Annotated in this window: 8 protein-coding genes; 5 read left to right on the top strand and 3 right to left on the bottom strand. The window is 61.7% G+C overall.

Translation table 11 applies throughout. The features are described from left to right. Positions 1 to 22: 22 nt before the first annotated feature. Genes GS614_RS08760 through GS614_RS08775 form a run of 4 tightly spaced genes read left to right on the top strand, consistent with a single transcriptional unit; the run spans position 23 to position 6,700 of the window. Positions 23 to 1,030: a MoxR family ATPase gene (locus GS614_RS08760; protein WP_171117038.1), complete on the top strand. Its 1,008-nt coding sequence runs from the start codon at positions 23 to 25 to the stop codon at positions 1,028 to 1,030. After that, positions 1,027 to 1,902 carry a DUF58 domain-containing protein gene (locus GS614_RS08765; protein ID WP_171172113.1) on the top strand — a complete coding sequence of 292 codons (876 nt, stop codon included), beginning with the start codon at positions 1,027 to 1,029 and terminating at the stop codon, positions 1,900 to 1,902. The genes GS614_RS08760 and GS614_RS08765 overlap by 4 nt, the downstream gene beginning before the upstream one ends. Beyond that, complete coding sequence (locus GS614_RS08770; RefSeq protein WP_171726164.1) at positions 1,899 to 4,661, top strand: DUF4159 domain-containing protein; 2,763 nt, start codon at positions 1,899 to 1,901, stop codon at positions 4,659 to 4,661. Before GS614_RS08765 ends, GS614_RS08770 begins: the two co-directional genes overlap by 4 nt. Next, positions 4,658 to 6,700 carry a hypothetical protein gene (locus GS614_RS08775; RefSeq protein WP_171726038.1) on the top strand — a complete coding sequence of 681 codons (2,043 nt, stop codon included), beginning with the start codon at positions 4,658 to 4,660 and terminating at the stop codon, positions 6,698 to 6,700. Before GS614_RS08770 ends, GS614_RS08775 begins: the two co-directional genes overlap by 4 nt. On the opposite strand, the gene pbpC is transcribed toward GS614_RS08775, so the two are convergent. Together pbpC and GS614_RS08785 are read right to left on the bottom strand one after the other, a co-directional pair. Beyond that, positions 6,697 to 8,733 carry a penicillin-binding protein 1C gene (gene pbpC, locus GS614_RS08780; RefSeq protein ID WP_171726039.1) on the bottom strand — a complete coding sequence of 679 codons (2,037 nt, stop codon included), beginning with the start codon at positions 8,731 to 8,733 and terminating at the stop codon, positions 6,697 to 6,699. The genes GS614_RS08775 and pbpC overlap by 4 nt on opposite strands. A 36-nt stretch (positions 8,734 to 8,769) precedes the next feature. Continuing rightward, entirely contained in the window at positions 8,770 to 14,196 is a 5,427-nt protein-coding gene (locus GS614_RS08785) for an alpha-2-macroglobulin family protein (RefSeq protein WP_171726040.1), read from the bottom strand. A gap of 116 nt (positions 14,197 to 14,312) precedes the next feature. On the opposite strand from GS614_RS08785, the gene GS614_RS08790 reads away from it, so the two are divergent. Continuing rightward, entirely contained in the window at positions 14,313 to 16,571 is a 2,259-nt protein-coding gene (locus GS614_RS08790; protein ID WP_171726041.1) for a response regulator, read from the top strand. Between the two features lie 90 nt (positions 16,572 to 16,661). Here the strand turns inward: GS614_RS08790 and yaaA are convergent, their stop codons facing one another. After that, positions 16,662 to 17,432: a peroxide stress protein YaaA gene (gene yaaA, locus GS614_RS08795; protein ID WP_171726042.1), complete on the bottom strand. Its 771-nt coding sequence runs from the start codon at positions 17,430 to 17,432 to the stop codon at positions 16,662 to 16,664. Between the last annotated feature and the right edge of the window lie 17 nt (positions 17,433 to 17,449).

Raw genomic sequence — 17,449 nt, forward strand, 5'->3', positions numbered from 1 at the left:
TTAGTCCACGGAAGGGAAAGTCATGACCGAACCTGCCGACCTCGTAGCCGAGATCGAAGCGCTGGAAAACAAGCTGCAAGAGGCCAAGGCCTCGATCACCCGCCGCTTCATCGGGCAGGAGAGGGTCGTGGACCTGACGCTGACCGCACTTTTGTGCGGCGGCCATGCCCTGTTGATCGGTCTGCCGGGTTTGGGCAAGACACGCTTGGTCGAGACTCTGTCGACGGTGATGGGCCTGCATGGCAGTCGCATTCAGTTCACGCCCGATCTGATGCCCGCCGATATTCTTGGTTCCGAGGTTCTGGACACTGCCGACGATGGCAGCCGCCATTTCCGGTTCATTCCCGGCCCGATCTTCTGTCAGTTGTTGATGGCGGATGAAATCAACCGGGCAAGCCCGCGGACACAATCGGCGCTGTTGCAGGCGATGCAGGAACGCACCGTTACCGTGGCAGGCGAGGACCGTTCATTGGGTACGCCGTTCCACGTGCTGGCAACGCAGAACCCGATCGAACAGGAAGGCACCTACCCGCTGCCCGAAGCCCAGCTTGACCGGTTCCTGGTGCAGATTGACGTCGAATACCCCGACCGCCAGACCGAGCGGGATATTCTGCTGGCCACGACCGGGGTTGAAGAGGAAGAGGCGCATCAGATTTTCAGCAAGGAAGAGTTGCTGGCTGCGCAGGTCTTGTTGCGCCGGATGCCGGTCGGAGAATCCGTCGTTGAACTGATTCTTGATCTCGTGCGGGCCTTCCGCCCCGAAGAACCCGGTGTGTCCGAACGGGTTGCCGAAACCGTGGCCTGGGGTCCGGGCCCCCGTGCCGCGCAGGCGCTGATGATGACGGTGCGGGCGCGTGCCATGTTGCAGGGACGCCTGGCACCAAATGCCGAGGATGTTCTGGATATGGCGCGCCCGGTGCTCAGCCACCGGATGGCACTGAACTTTGCGGCAAGGGCGCGTGGTGACAGCCTTGCAGAGCTGATTGACTCGACCGCTGTCAGGCTGATCCGGACCGAGGCCGCGGCGTGAATGCCGAGCTGACCCTTCGCGAAAGATCTGAAGCCGAGGCATCGCGGCTGCCGCCCCTTTTGGCGAGGGCCGAGCACTTGGCCGGAACCGTTCTGCTGGGCGACCACGGTCGACGGCGGTCCGGGATGGGGGATGATTTCTGGCAATACCGCCCGGCGCAGGTCGGCGACAGCCGTCGCATGATCGATCACCGCCGCTCGGCGCGGGGGGATCAGCAGTTCGTACGTGAACGGGAATGGCAGATCGCGCAATCCGTGATGTTATGGGTCGATCAGGGGGCTTCGATGCGGTTTGCGTCCGACAAGACCCTGCCGACCAAAGCGGATCGCGCGCGGCTGTTGGGGCTGGCGACATCCATCCTTCTGGTGCGCGGCGGTGAACGCGTAGGTCTGACCGGCACCACCTTGCCGCCCCGGCGCGGCAATGCGCAGATCATCCGGCTGGCGCAGGCCTGGTCCGAGGATAATCAAGCGGATTACGCCCCGCCCGAACACCGCGCCATGATCCCTCATGCCCGCGCCGTGTTCATCTCGGATTTTCTGGGCCCCATGGATGAGGTTGAACTTGCCCTGACCAAAGCCGCCGACCGTGGCGTGCGCGGCGTGGTTCTGCAAGTGCTGGATCCGGGTGAGGAGTCGTTTCCCTATCGCGGGCGCACCATTTTCGAAAGCGTCGGAGGGTCTGTCCGACACGAAACGCTCAAGGCTGCCGAGCTGCGGGACCGTTATCTGGAACGCCTGGCGCACCGCAAGGACGCGCTGAGGCAACTGTGCCGAGCGACGGGTTGGCAACTGGGCCTGCACCACACGGGCGACAGCGCGCAAGCGGCTCTGTTATGGCTTTATCGGGCCTTGGATGGGGGCACGCGATGACGGTTCTGGCGGGCATCGGCTTTACCGCGCCATGGGTGTTGCTGGGTCTTCTGACCCTGCCGATCCTGTGGCTGATCCTGCGCGCGGTTCCGCCCGCACCGATCCGCCGCTTGTTCCCGGCGGTCACGCTGCTGTTGGGCCTGAAGGATGACGAAAGCGTATCCGACCGCACCCCATGGTGGCTGCTGCTGCTGCGGATGCTGGCGGCGGCTGCGATCATCATCGGGCTGGCAGGGCCGGTTCTTAACCCGTCACGGGATGAAACCGGAACCGGGCCGCTGCTGCTGGTGCTGGACGCCAGTTGGGCCGGGGCCGCGCGCTGGCCGGCGACACTTGACCAAATCGACACGCAATTGTCGGAGGCCGGGCGCGCGGGCCGAACGGTTGCGATTTTGCGCCTGACAGAGCCGGAAACACCGGTGTTTCAGGCTGCGGAAGCGTGGCGCGGGCGTTTGCCTGGGCTGACCCCGAACCCCTGGCCGCCGAATGCGGATCAGATTGCTCAAACCATTGCCGCGTTGAACGCCGTTGACGGCGGGTTTGATACCCATTGGTTCAGTGACAGGCTGGACTATGCAGACCACGCTGAACTGGTGTCCATCCTTCAGGCGCGCGGAGATGTGACGGTCTATCAGGCGGCCTCCCGGCCCGTTGCAATCCGGCCTGCGGCCTATCAGGACGGGCTGATCCAATTGACCGTTCAGCGCGCGGGCCCCGGACCGGAAGACCGTGTGACGGTATTGGCGCAAGGCCGTGATCCGGCGGGTACGGCCCGGGTGCTGCATTCCGTTGAGCTGACCCTTGAAGCCGGCGAAAGCACGGCGCAGGCCGATCTGGCGCTGCCGTCGGAATTGCGCGCCCGTATCACGCGGTTTGAAATTCAGGGCCAAAGGTCCGCCGGGGCCGTGACTTTGACAGATGACAGCTTGCGTCGGCGTGAGGTTGCGCTGATTGCCGGAACCCTGAATCGCGAAGGGCTGGAGCTGTTGTCACCCCTCCATTACCTGACGCAGGTCCTGGTCCCGACCGCGGATTTTGTCGATGGCGGCCTGCTTGAGGTTCTGCCCGCCAACCCGGATGTGATCGTCCTGTCGGACGTGGCGCAGATGTCGGAGCCGGAAGAGGCCGCTTTGATCGAATGGGTCGAACAGGGCGGGCTTCTGCTGCGTTTTGCCGGTCCGCGCATGGCGGCCAGCGATCTGGGCAGGGATACCGAAGACACCCTGTTGCCGGCGCGGCTACGCAGCGGTGGACGATCCGTCGGCGGTGCGATGAGCTGGGGCGAAGCCAAGACGCTGGCTCCATTCCCCGAAAGCTCTCCGTTTTTCGGCCTGGATATCCCAAAGGACGTGGTTGTTTCGACCCAAGTCATGGCGCAACCAGACCCTAACTTGGCGGATCGCGTGATTGCTTCGCTGTCCGACGGGACTCCGTTGGTGACACGCAAGGCTTTGGGGCTTGGGCAGGTGGTGCTGTTTCACGTCACTGCGGATGCCGAATGGTCCAGCCTGCCGTTGTCGGGCCTGTTCGTCGAGATGCTGGATCGTTTGGCCGTGGCTTCGGCGGCCAAGTCGCGGCAAGAATCGCAACTGCAAGGCACCACGTGGGAGCCGGTTCAGATCATGGACGGGTTTGGCGCCCTGTCGGATGCCGGAACGCTGGCCGGTGTGGATGGTGTTCAGCTGATCTCGGGCCGGATCGGGCCAGATTTGCGTCCGGGTCTCTATGAAAGCGGCAAGCAGAAGCTGGCATTGAACGTGGTCTCGGAAGAAACCGAGCTGCGCCCGATGACCTGGCCCGCCAATGTGCCGATCAAAGGGCAGGAGGTCAGCACGGAAACCCCGCTTGGTGGCCTGTTACTAAGCCTCGCACTGATCTTGCTGACGGTTGACGTGGTTGCCTCGCTGGCCTTGTCGGGCAGGCTGGGTCTGGCGCGAACGGCGGCTGCCGCGATGGCCGCTTTTCTGCTGGTGCCGGACGTACAGGCGCAGACGCCCGAAGATACCGAATTTGCCCTTGCCGCAACGCACGAGCTTGTGCTGGCGCATGTGCTGACGGGTGAGACTCAGGTGGACGATATTGCCGAGGCCGGATTGCGGGGCTTGGCGCAAACCCTGTTCTTTCGCACCTCTGTCGAACCGGCGGACCCAATCGGCGTTGATCTGGAACGAGACGAACTGGCATTCTTTCCGCTTCTCTATTGGCCCATTACGCCGAACCAGCCGCAACCTTCGGCCGAGGCGTATATCAAACTGAACGCTTATTTGCGTTCGGGTGGGATGATCCTGTTTGATACGCGCGATGCGGATATTGCCGGTTTCGGCGCATCCAGTCCGAATGGCCGCAAGTTGCAGCAACTGGCCGGACCGCTGAATATCCCTGCATTAGAGCCGATTCCCCGCGATCACGTCCTGACCAGAACATTCTATTTGCTCCAGGATTTCCCGGGCCGCTATTCCGGCGCAGAAGTCTGGGTCGAAGCTGCACCCGGGGATGCAGAACAGATCGAAGGGATGCCTTTCCGAAACCTCAATGACAACGTGACACCGGTGGTTATCGGCGGCAATGACTGGGCCGGGGCCTGGGCCGTGGATCGCAACGGCCAGGCCCTTTTGCCTGTCGGTCGTGGGTATGCCGGGGAACGGCAACGCGAACTGGCCAATCGTTTTGGCGTCAATCTGGTGATGCACGTGCTGACCGGGAATTACAAATCCGATCAGGTCCACGTGCCCGCCCTTTTGGACAGGTTGGGACAATGACCGGAACCGTCATATTCGACCCTCTGATCCCGTGGCCGCTTTTGGCTGCTGTGGGGGCGATTGCCACTGTCGGAGTAGCTTTGGCCTTGTGGCGCGGTTTGTCGGGCTGGGCCTTGCGGGGATTGGCGGCCCTGGTTGTCATCGCGGCACTGTCCGGTCCGGTCTATCAAGTCGAGGACCGCGCGCCGCTGACGGATATCGTTTTGATGATCGAGGATGAAAGCGCCAGCCAGTCACTTTCGGACCGTGCCGAACAGACTGCGCAGGCCGCCGAAGATCTGGCCGCCGAGATCGAGGCGCGGGACAATACGGAACTGCGCCGCATTCGGGTCGGCGACGGTGACGGGGATGAGGGCACGCAGGTCATTGCCGCCCTGAATGAGGCCCTGGCCGAAGAACCGCGTGCGCGCATCGCAGGCATTCTGGTGGTATCGGACGGGATCGTGCACGATGCCGATCAGGCCCCGGAATTGCCGGCGCCGATGCATCTGCTGCAAACCGGGCGTGCGGACGACTGGGATCGCCGGCTTATCGTCCGAAATGCGCCTGCTTTTGCCATCATCGGTGAATCGGTGACTTTGACCCTGCGCGTTGAAGACAGCGGAGCAGCCCCCGCGGGTGCCGCGACAGCGCCGTTGGAGATTTCCGTGGATGGTGGTGAGCCTCAGCAACTGAGTATTCCAATCGGTCGGGATGTCGAACTGCCTGTCACCCTGCCTCATGGCGGGCGCAACGTGATCCAGTTTTCCGTGCCCCTGGCCGAAGGCGAGTTGACCGACCGCAACAACACCGCGCTGATCCAGATGAACGGCGTTCGGGATCGCCTGCGCGTGCTGCTGGTCTCGGGTGAACCTCATCCGGGCGGGCGCACATGGCGCAACCTGCTGAAATCCGACAGCTCGGTCGATCTGGTGCATTTCACCATCCTGCGCCCGCCCGAGAAGCAAGACGGCGTGCCGGTGGACGAATTGTCTTTGATCGCCTTCCCGACCCGCGAGTTGTTTCTGGAAAAGATCAACGATTTCGATCTGATCATATTCGACCGCTACAAGCGGCGCGGCATCCTGCCTGCGATCTATCTGGACAACGTCACCAGTTATATCAATGACGGCGGCGCGGTTCTGATTGCGGCCGGTCCCGATTTCGCCGGAGCTGACAGCATTTTCCGGTCGCCGCTGGCGCCGATCCTGCCGGCGCAACCTTCCGCGCGTGTCTTCGAGGAACGCTTTGTTCCGAAGGTCAGCGAGTTGGGTCAGCGCCATCCGGTGACAACAAATCTGGGCGATTCCGAGGATTGGGGGGCCTGGTTGCGCCAGATCGATGTGAACCATCGCTCGGGCGAGGTTCTGATGACGGGCATTGACGAACGCCCCCTGCTGGTTCTGGACCGAGTGGGAGAAGGGCGTGTTGCGATGCTGGCATCGGACCACGCCTGGCTGTGGAGCCGTGGCTTTGAAGGCGGCGGCCCGCAACTGGAGCTTTTGCGCAGGTTGGCCCATTGGATGATGAAGGAACCCGAACTCGAGGAGGAGGCGCTGTGGGCCGAAGCCAACGGGCAGTCCATGCGCATCATTCGACAGACGCTTGGGGATGATGTGGGTCCAGTGACTGTGACGCGCCCGAACGGGGAAACGCTGGAAATCACCTTGCAAGAGGTCTCTCCGGGGCGGTTCGAAGCGCAATACTATGGGCCCGAGATTGGTCTTTACCGTTTGCAGGAAGGTGACCACATGGCCGTGATCGGGCTTGGTCCCGCCGCGCCGAAGGAGTTTGAACGCACCATCGCAACGGGGGATGTTCTTGAACCGGTTTTGGCCGGCATGCGGGGCGGCGTGATCCGGGTGGAAGATGGGTTGCCGTCGATCCGCAACGTGCGCGCCGGGCGCCCGGCGGCTGGTCGGGGCTGGATCGGTCTGACCCCGCGCGATGCCTACGAGACACGGGATGTTACCCAGGCGGGTTTGCTGCCACCTTGGCTGGTTTTGCTGTTGGCGGGAGGTTTCCTGTTGGGCGGTTGGCTGCGCGAGGGTCGGCGCTAATCGATCCTGATTGACGCCCTGTCGGATTGACCTTGCGCATCCACCACGACAAGTGAGGTGAAGCCGGTCCCCGGATTGGGGATTTCGAACTCTCGTCGCCGCTGCCCGGTCAGCACCGGCACGCCATCCGCCAGTACGGAAAACGGCCCGACGCCGCCACGCAGTTTGACCGTCAGAGGTGCTCCTGACGTCTCTAACACGGCGTTATCGGGCGGGAACAGCAGGTCCGGCGCCGCGGGATCATCCTTGAAAGCTGTCGTGCGGGGGCGAAATCGCTGCAACGGCTGAGGCAATTGGGCCGCGCCCACAAGCAGGGTCGAAGGCGGCGGCGGGCGCAGGGGCGTGAGCTCGGGTTTCAACAGGTTGAAAGCCTCGGCCAACAGGGGTGCGGCAAGGTCGCCCCCGAATGCACCGGGAACAGGCGTTCCATCGGCGCGGCCCAGCCAGACCCCTATGACGTGCTGCCCGTCAAAGCCGATGGCCCAGGCATCGCGGTGGCCATAAGATGTGCCGGTTTTGTAGGCCAGCGCCCCTGTCGCACCGCCTGCCGGTGGCGCAAGCCCGGCCAGAATGTCCGAAACCTGCCAGGCCGAGGTTTCCGACAGAACGCGCCGGGTGCGCTGGGCGTCTGCCAGAACGTCATGATGTAGGATCGGGCCCGTGCCACCAGCTGCCAGAGTGGCGTAAAGCTGCACCAGATCGTGCAGGCTCAACCCCACGCCACCCAAAGAAATCGCCAATCCGGGTGTTGCGCCATTCAGACGTGGCTCTGACCTGGCCAACCGCAAAGCCGTCATCAACCGAGCGGGCCCCAGCTCATTCGTCAGGCGCACTACGGGGATGTTCAGCGACAGCTGTAGGGCGTCCCGCACTCGGACATCGCCACGGAAGGCGCCGTCGAAATTGCGCGGTGCGTATCGGCCAAACATCACGGGGCTGTCGCTGATCAGGGTCTCGGGATGGGCCAGCCCCTGATCGAAGGCCAGCCCGTAGACCAGAGGTTTCAGGGTCGATCCGGGTGACCGTACGGCCCGGGTCATATCCACGAACCCCTGACGGGCATCTTGGTACCCGGCAGATCCAACCGATGCCAGGACCTCGCCGCTGCGATGGTCGGCCACGATCAGAGCCCCGGAAACGCGTGGTCCGACGCGGTTGGCGGTCTGTGCCACCAAGGTTTCCAACCGGGCCTGCAATCCGGCATCCAGTGTCAGATCGAAGGCCTGGATTGCGGGTGCTTGCCGCCTCACGCGGTCAGTCAGATGGGGTGCAAAGCGCGGAAACGGATTCATCCGATCCGGAAGGGGGTCGGTCATGGCCGCACGCGCTTGGGCATCGGTCAGGACGGTGTGGCGCACCAGCCTGTTCAGAACCCGGTCGCGGGCCTGTCGGGCGGCCTCGGGCTTGCGATCCGGGCGCCGGCCCTCGGGGGATTGCGGCAATGCAACCAACAGGGCGCTTTGCGCGGGCGTCAGCCGCGTGGCGTCCTTTCCAAACCACGCGCGGGCGCCGGCACGGAGCCCTTCCAGATTGCCACCATAGGGGGCATGGGTCAGATAAAGGTTCAGGATTTGCTGTTTGCTCAGACGCCGCTCCAACGCCAATGCGACTCTGATCTGGCGAAATTTCCCGCTCCAGCGCCCGGTTGGGCCATCTTCGATCAACCGCGCCACCTGCATGGTCAGGGTGGACCCGCCCGACACGTTACGCCCGTTCCACAGGCTTTGCCCGGCAGCCCGCAGCATCGCGATGAGGTCCACTCCGGCGTGGGTCCAGAACCGTTTATCCTCGTACCGGATCAGCATCGCGATGAAATCCGGGTCAACTGCGCCGGGCCGCAGCCTCCAGATGCCATCCTCGACTGGAAACGCCCGCAAAAGCTCGCCATTCCGGTCCCGCATCTCGACCGAAGTTTCAGCCAGAACGGAAGGCAGCGTTGTGGCATCGACCCAGCGGTCAACACCATCCCGTGCCAGTGCCGTCAGGTAGAGTGCTCCGGCCAGCGCAAACAAGAGCCGCGACCGCCTAGGCATGACGACCACCCAAACAAGGGTATGGCGCAAGGCCGGTCACTGGATCTCGACCAGTCCGGTAGATGTCCGCGCCCGATTCTGTGGGCGGTACATGTCCTCGACCGAGGCCGCTGGATGATGGAACACGCCAGGTGTCACGGCGCGCGCCACGTAGGCCAGCGTCACGGTTTCACGACCGGACAAATCAACGGCGGCCAGGAATCGGTCCGAGCGGAACTCGGTATGGGTGGCGTCGGAAAGATCCAGCCAGTCCAGCGATCGGACATCGCCCGAGCGCAGCAGGCTCGGGTTGTCAATCTCGATCCCGGCGGCCAGTGGATCGTTCACCATCAGCCGAGCACCGCCGTTTTCGAACGGTGTAACTTGCAGCACAGTGACGAACCGATCACCCACGGCAAAGCGTTCTGAATCGATCAGATCGCCATCCATCGAGTAATACCGCCGTTCGATTGCATAGCCGGTGCCGCCTGCCTCGGGCGGAACCTCCGGGATGCCTGTGACCGTCAAGGTGATATCCGTCGCCTGACCGTCGGCGGCCGTGACGTTGATCTCGTCCGCCTGTCCGGATTGCAGAACTTTCACGAACGGACCGGAAACCGGCGCCCCGTTGACCATCAAGCCCGACCCCGTTGGGTCAGACACAAGCGCGTGCGCCGCCAGCAATGACCACGCGGCCTCCTGAGTGGACAACGGCGTGCGGCCCGTGCTCACCCGTTGGATCAAAGCATCGCGGTCAATCGCCTCGCTGCCCGCGTCCACGGCAAGGCTCAACAAGCCCGCGGCATCCCGCAGGTGGGTGCCGTAGTCAGCGCGCCAGACGTTCTGTTGCTGGTTCTGTTGCCGATCCAGCATCCGCGCGGCACGGTTGAACATCGCATCCGCGAGGGTCTGGTCGCCGTAAGAGGCCAGAGCTGCGCCCAATTGCGCCGCCGCCAGAGGGGTGTCGAAGGCATCCCCTTTGACATCCGCGTAATAGCGCAGATCGCCCATCGAGGCCGCGCCTTCCCGCGCAAGAACCATCAGGGCATAGGCGATGTCCTGACCGCCTTCGTCGAAATCAGGCGCGTAATTGACCCGGTTCCGAAGATTGTCCATCGCCTGAGCAAACGCCCGGTCCGGCACGGGATGCCCCTGAATGCGGGCACGGGACAGGAAATCGGTCACATAGGCGTCCAGCCAGAAATCCCCGCTGTCTGCGCGCCACAGGCCAAAGGCGCCGTTTGCGGCCTGACGGGTCAGGATACTGCGGATCGAATCGGCGATGCGTTGATCCACAACCGGGCCATCCCCCAGCCCCGTGGCTTGCGCAACGGATGACAGGTACAGCAACGGCAGCGCTTTGCTGGTGATCTGTTCGGTGCAGCCATAGGGGTAATGGTTCAGCTGATCCAGCAGACCGGGCGTGTCGAATTTGGCCAACGCTCCGGTGGACAGGATGGCCTTGGCCGAACCCGGCTGGAACCCGTCAAACACATCCTGCGAAAACAGGAAGCTATCGCCTGCGCCCAAGGCAAAACGCCGCGTCTGTGCAATCACCGGATCATTGGCCCGCACCGGCATGCGCAGGGTTTGCGACAGGTCCCGTCCATCAGGTGTGGTGATCGATACGCTGATTTCAGGATCGCCGATGGTGCTGGCCGTGATCGGGATCTCGAAAACTGCCTTGCCACCGACCTCCAGCACAAAGCTGGCCGGTGCCGCGCTCAGTTCCAAACCATCGGAGGCGGTCAGGCCAAGTGCCATTTCTCCGGGTGTGGCATCTGCATGGACGATCTCAAGACGCATTCGGCTTTGATCGCCCGGGGCAAGGAAGCGCGGAAGGCTGGCGGTGACGACCACCGGGTCGCGGACGATCATTTCAGCCTCGGCCTGACCGACGGCTTTGCGCGACCACGCGACGGCCATCAACCGGACGGTTCCGTTGAAGGCGGGAAGGGGAATGTCGATCTCAACCTCTCCATCCGCGCCGATCTCGACCGGGCCACTGAACACGGCCATCAGGTCTTGTGTCGGTGGCGGAGACTGGCGTCGCATCCCGCTGTCATTGTCGCCGCCCGAGCGCACTGTGCCCATGGCTCCGTTCATGCCGTCGATCAGTCGCCCGTAGACATCCCGCAGATCAACACCCAGGCGGCGTTGCCCGAAATAGTATCCTTGCGGGTCCGGGCTTTTGAACCCGGTGAGGTTAAGAATGCCCACGTCGACGGCGGCCAGCGTCAGCCAGACCGGTTCGTCGTCCACGGTATTTTCGACCCTGATACGGGCTTTTTGCGTCTGACGAGGTGCGGTGACCTCGGGCACATCGACAATTACGGAAAGTCTGCGGTCCCCTGGATCGATGCTGGCATGGGCCACGCCCATCGCCCGCGCCGGGTTCCGACCGGCTGCAACATCCATTGGGCGGATCACGGTTGCGGTGACATAAGCCCCGGCGCCCCAATCCTGGGTCACCTCAATAGGGATCAGAGTTTCCCCTTCGGGCACCTCCACGATCTGGCGGTGGATCAGACGGTTCGAAAGGACTTCGATCTGAGCGACACCGGCCATGCGGGGCACGATCCGCAACTGCGCCGTATCCCCGATGTGATAGCTGTCGCGATCCAACGACATTTCAAGCCGGTCCGGCGTGGTCGATGCATCGGCGGCCTGATACCAGCCCGCATAGAAATCGACGGCGGTTTCGGAATATGTTCCGTCAACTCGCTGCACCACCAGTTCATAGCGCCCCCATTCCACCGGTTGGGTCAGCATCAGAGGGTCAGAGGAGACGTCTACCTCGCCGGTGGCGACACGGCTGCGGCGCGTTGTCGGTTCCCAGTTCCAGTCGCCGTGAAGCTGGTACCACTGATAGCGCGTTTCTATCTTGTTCAGCGTCCAGCGGAGACGCATAGGAATGGGCGTCAGCTCAGGAGACAGGCCAACGATCTCGAATGCAGCCTCGGTGCCTTCCGGGATGACTTCGTCGAACAGAGGTTTGACACCAATAACAGGGTGCGGCGGCAGGACGGGCGCGGTCAGGCGACGCTCGACCGGGCGGCCTGAGCCATCGGCAAGCCGGGCGATGATTTCGGCCTCGATTGGCTTTCCCTCAGTCTCTAACACGGGGATTTTGACTGCTACGGTCGCGTGCCCCGTCGCGTCTGTGCGCGTGTCTCCGAAATATGTGCTCTTGATCGAGGTTTCTGCATCATAGCGACCAAAGCGATATCCGTCGTAGCCCGGGACTGTGTCCGCCGGGCGTGCGATGACCTGCCCGTCGATGCTCAGGTCCGACCCCGGCGCTCCAAACAGATAGCGCGCGTCGATCGAGAGCGGTGGACTGTCGCCGGGGCGCAAGGGTGCGTCGGGCAGGGTCAGTTCGAAATCGATCCGTTCGGGCAGGAAATCCTCGACAAGAACGGTCTGACGCGCCAGCGCATCGCCTTTTGGATCGGATTTGATTTCAATTTTCCATGCGCCGCGCGGTACGTCTGCGGCCACGGGCAGGGCAAAGACATGGCCCCCGGCAACACCGCCATCCGAGACAGACCGGCGGTATTCCACCCCGTCCGGGCGATACAGGATCGCCGTCAGAGGCAGGCCCTCGATGGCCTGAGCCTTGCCATCGCGGGACAGGGCGGTGACATGGATCACTTCGCCGGCCCTATAGGCACCTCGGTCGGTGGTCAGAAAGACATCGACCGGCCCCGCCGGTGCGCGCCCTTCAACGCCGCGATCCGACAGGTCAAAGGCAGGATCGGTCAGCGAGAGAAAGCTGAAATCCCTATCATCGATTGCCGCTGTCACCAGAGCAGGCGCGCTGGCCCCCTTGCCGCGTGTCAGGCCCGGATCGAACCTTGCATAGCCGGTTTCATCGGTCTGTGCCGATGAGATGACGGCGTTCGCCCCTGAGATCAGCGAAACTTCGACACCTTCGCGCGGTGCCGCGTCGCTTAGCCCGCGCACGGTCACGTGCAGCCCGTCAGTGCCCAGGGCGGTGCTGATCCCCAGATCAGAAAGCACAAACCATTGCGTTGCGCCGGGATCGTCATAGGGATCGGCCCCCGGAACGCGGGCGGTCAATGCATAGATACCCGCAGGTTGATCCGAGATCGCTTCGGCCATGGGAAGACGTGCCGTCATGGTCTGGTTCAACTGGTTTGAAACCTCGGCAGTACCCGTCCAGATGTCCTGGGCAATCTGGTCCGAGAATTCTTCCTCCTGCCATTCGCTGAGCGGGCGGCCGAAAAAGTCCTGTTGCACGGCCCGCAACAGGTTCCGGTCGCTGACCCGCCGCAGTGTCAGGTCAAGTTCGGTGACATTGACAGTTTCGACGGGCAAGGCCGCGTCGGCAGATTTCGGAAGGACATAGCTGCGCCCGGGAAACCGAACCGAAGGCGTCCGGTCGCGTACATAATGGATCAGTTCGATGCTGCGATTCAGTGCTTCGCCCGAGGCGGCAGGCAAGCCTTCGCGCAATGTCAGGCGATAACGCTGGCCATGCGCGACCCCATCGATGCAAAGCTGGCTGTCCTCGGCCTGCACGACCAGCCCGTCGGCGTCACGTTGAACGAAGGGATCATAGTCGACCCCGGCCTTGACCAGCGATTCCGAGAATTCGAAACAGATCCTGGGGGCTGCCGCATCGCTTTCGACCGAGCTGTCGACCACGCGGAAACCGTATTTGCCGATGGCTTTGTCCAATGCGGTCAGCACGTCTTCACGCGGCTGCACCTGCTCGGCCAGTTGAAGAACGGGAATCATGTCGCGCCCGCGCTCAACCTCTTCCAGGGCGTCCGCAAGGGTCATCAGGGCAGCGATCTGGGTGCCGGGGGTTTCGGCGCGCAGATAGCCATTGATCGACGCATTCAGCGCGCGGTTGCGCAGGTCGCGCCGCTCGTTCCAACCCGAAGGGTTCATGGCCAGCAGCAGGCGCGCATATTCCACCCAAAGATCCGCGCTGTCGCTGAGCGATACGGCCACACCGGTCCACTGCATCGCTTGTGCGACACTGCCCGTGTCGCGCGCCGCATCCAGAACGGCCTGAAGGTCATACCCCCCTGCCGGGTGCAGGAATCCCAGATCGCGGGCTTGTTTTCTTGCGTGCACCAGATCGTCAGAACTCAGGACGCTCAGTGCTTTTGCGCGCGTTTTTCCCAAGGTTAGGGTCTGTTCGCTGCTTGGCACCTTTTGCGCGGACAATGCGCCTTGATACGCCTCTTGTCGGTTCACGCCACTTTTGGGAAAGCAGGCATCGGATCGGGTGTTGTAGGTGAACGCCGTACATTGCGCGTTGGCCGAGCAGGCCTGAATACAGGACTTCAGATCGGTGTCGAACAACGGATCCAGATCCGACCCGTAAAAATCCGTATCCCGAGAGGTGACATAGCGGAACTCGGGCACCGCACTCTGCGCCAGAACGGCAGCGGGAAGGATCAGAAGGAAAACTAAGTAAGTTATTGAAATAAAAACAAAGCGGTGCATCGTGCTCTCCTCTTTGCGCTCAACCTTGCATGGCGCGCGCCTGTAGCGCAACGGCTTAAAGAGTTTTTCATTCCCTGTCGCGATGCTGAGATCCGAACGTCCCGGAATCGATCAAAATGAGTCTTGCAAACAAACTGGCACAGGAACGGCGTGCGCGTCTGGCAGCCGAACGAATGCTTGCCTTGAAACAGGCCGAACTTTCGGCCGCCAATCGCAAACTGGGCCAACACGCCATGGCGTTGACCAGGCGCATTGGTGAAACTCAGGCCGAAGTCGAAACCGTTCGTGGCGAAAACGAAAAGGTCAAATCCGATCTCACCGTCGCTCATGCCAAGATCGAGATTGCCGAACGCCGCCTTTGGCATTCGATCCAGACGATTCAGGACGGGTTTGCATTCTTTGACGGCGACAGCAGGCTCATCAGCGCAAACGCTGCGTATCTCAGCGTGTTTGAAGGGCTGGATGAGGTGGCGCCAGGGATTTCCTACCAGCGCATTCTGCAATTGCTGACCACCGAAGGAATTGTCGATACCGGTGACGAAATTGCCGAGGAATGGCAGGCCAGAATGCAGGCACGCTGGAATCGGGCCAATCCACCTCCGATCGTCATGCAACTGTGGAACGGTCACTACGTCCGCCTGATCGATCAGCGTGGCAGCGGCGGTGACGTGGTCAGCCTGGCGCTCAACATCACCGCGTCGGTCCGGCACGAATCAGAACTGAAGGCTGCCCGCGAACGGGCGGAAGCGGCCAACAGGGCCAAATCAGCCTTTCTCGCCAATATGAGCCATGAAATCCGCACGCCGATGAATGGTATCGTGGGTATGGCCGAACTGCTTGATGAATCTCCGCTGGACGAAGAACAGCGGCTCTATGTCAACACGATCCGCAATTCGGGTGAGGCATTGTTGGTCATCATCAACGACGTGCTTGATTACTCCAAGATCGAGGCAGACAAACTGGTTCTGCACCCTGAACCCTTCGATCTGGAGCGCTGCATTCTTGAAATCGCGATGCTGTTGCAGCCAAGCGTGCGTGACAAGGGGCTCACGTTGCTTGTGGATTACGACCTGTTCCTGCCCACCCTTTTCGTGGGCGATCCGGGCCGAATACGGCAGGTTCTGACCAATCTGGTCGGCAACGCAGTCAAATTCACCACGGAAGGGCATGTCCTGGTCCGTGTGACAGGCGTTCCGCATGCCCAGGCTCAAACATGCGACATCCATGTTGCCATCGAAGATACCGGCATCGGTATCGATGCGGACAAGATCAACCACGTTTTTGGTGAGTTCAATCAGGTCGAAGATGAACGCAATCGTCAATTTGAAGGTACCGGGTTGGGTCTTGCGATCACCAGGCGCCTGATCACCATGATGGGCGGTTCAGTCTGGGTCGAAAGCGAACCGGGTCGGGGATCCTGTTTCGGGTTCAGGGTGTCGCTGCCCACGGCAGAAGGCCCACAGCCCGAGCCTCCGAAACTGGCGGATTGCGTGAAACACGTCATGGTGGTCGAGGATCTGGCCGTAAACCGGGCCATTCTGGCGAAACAACTTGGCCGTTTGGGGGCCGAAGTGACGGTTTGCGCATCAGGGGCCGAGGCGCTGGCAGAAATGCATGACGCGATTGAACTTGTCCTGTGCGATCATGATCTGCCGGATATGGATGGCTTGGATCTTGCCGTCACCATCAAAGACCGTGGGTGGGGCGACGCTTCGGTCATCGTGATGTCTGCAAATCCATCTCTGATCCACACGCACGCAGCCCGTGAACTGATCGACGGTGTGTTGCAAAAACCGATCCCCAGGGCCGAGTTGTATTCCAGGCTCGTGGCTCTCAAGGACACCCCGCCGCCAGAACGTCGTTCGACGCAGCGAAAACCCGTTGCTGACGGCCGAGAAACCAAGGTCTTGGAAACAAGGCGCATGAAGGTACTTGCGGCCGAGGACAATCTTACCAACCAGCTGATCCTGAAAAAGATGGTCAAAGACCTGCATATAGATCTGCGATTTGCGTCCAATGGAATAGAAGCCGTCGAGATCTTTCAGGAATTTGACCCGGACTTGATCTTCATGGATATATCGATGCCAAAAATGGACGGCAAACAGGCCACTGCTGAAATCCGCAGGCTTGAGGTCGAAACAGGGCGTCATGTCCCGATCGTCGCCTTGACGGCTCATGCAATGGCCGGTGATGATCAGGGCATCCTGTCCGCAGGGTTGGATCACTTCATGACGAAACCGCTGCGCAAAAATCACATTCATCAAATGATCCTGCAATACCAACCAGATGGCGTAAGCGAAGTCATGGACAATCACCTCGCCCAGGAACATGCACCCATGAGTGACCGCAAACAGGATCCCACTTCATCTGGCTGAAAATATCCCGGGGAGCGCGAGGGGCTGGCCCCTCTCCCGGACCCACGGCCTAAAACCGTGGAAGGAAGTATCGATCAGGCTGTCAGGGTCTCAGGCCGAATAAGGTCGAACAAAGACAGGTTTATCCTTTTCCGACAGGTCAGCGCGATACGCGTAACCGCCCGAATCGAAATCCAGCAAGGCATCGGGGTCGGTCAGGCGGTGCTGAATGACATATCGCGCCATTGCACCACGCGCCTTTTTGGCAAAGAAACTCACGATTTTCGGAGTGCCGTTTTTGTCTTCCATGAACACTGGCGAGATGACGCGCAATTTCAGCGCGTTCGGGTCCACGGCGCCGAAATACTCCTGACTGGCGCAGTTGATCAGAACGTCGCTGCCGATCATGTTGCCTTGTGCGTTCAGAGCTTCGCTGAGCTGGTCGCGCCAAAACTCGTAAAGGTTTTTGCCGCGCCGTGTTTTCAGCTTGCTGCCCATCTCCAGCCTGTAGGGCTGTATCGCATCCAGTGGCCGCAACACACCATAGAGACCTGAGAGGATGCGCAGATGATCCTGTGCCCATGCCAGTTCGTCAGGATCGAGCGAAGCTGCTTCCAGACCCTGATAGGTGTCCCCCGCAAAGGCCAGCGCGGCCGGGCGCGTTGCATCAGCGTCTGGCATGTCGGAAAAAGCACGATAGCGATCGCGGTTCAGGCGCGCCAGATCATCGCTCAGACCCATCAGCTTTTTCAGATCGCCAAGGGTCAGATTGCGCGCGGTTTTGGACAGTCTGATCGCATCATCCTGAAAATCGGGCTGTGTGACTTCAACGTCCCGCTCTGTCCAGTCCAGCCGTTTGGCCGGGGAAATCACTACCAGCATACCTGCCCTCATTCCTT

This window comes from Ruegeria sp. HKCCD6604, from assembly GCF_013110635.1.
Classification (GTDB): Bacteria; Pseudomonadota; Alphaproteobacteria; order Rhodobacterales; family Rhodobacteraceae; genus Ruegeria.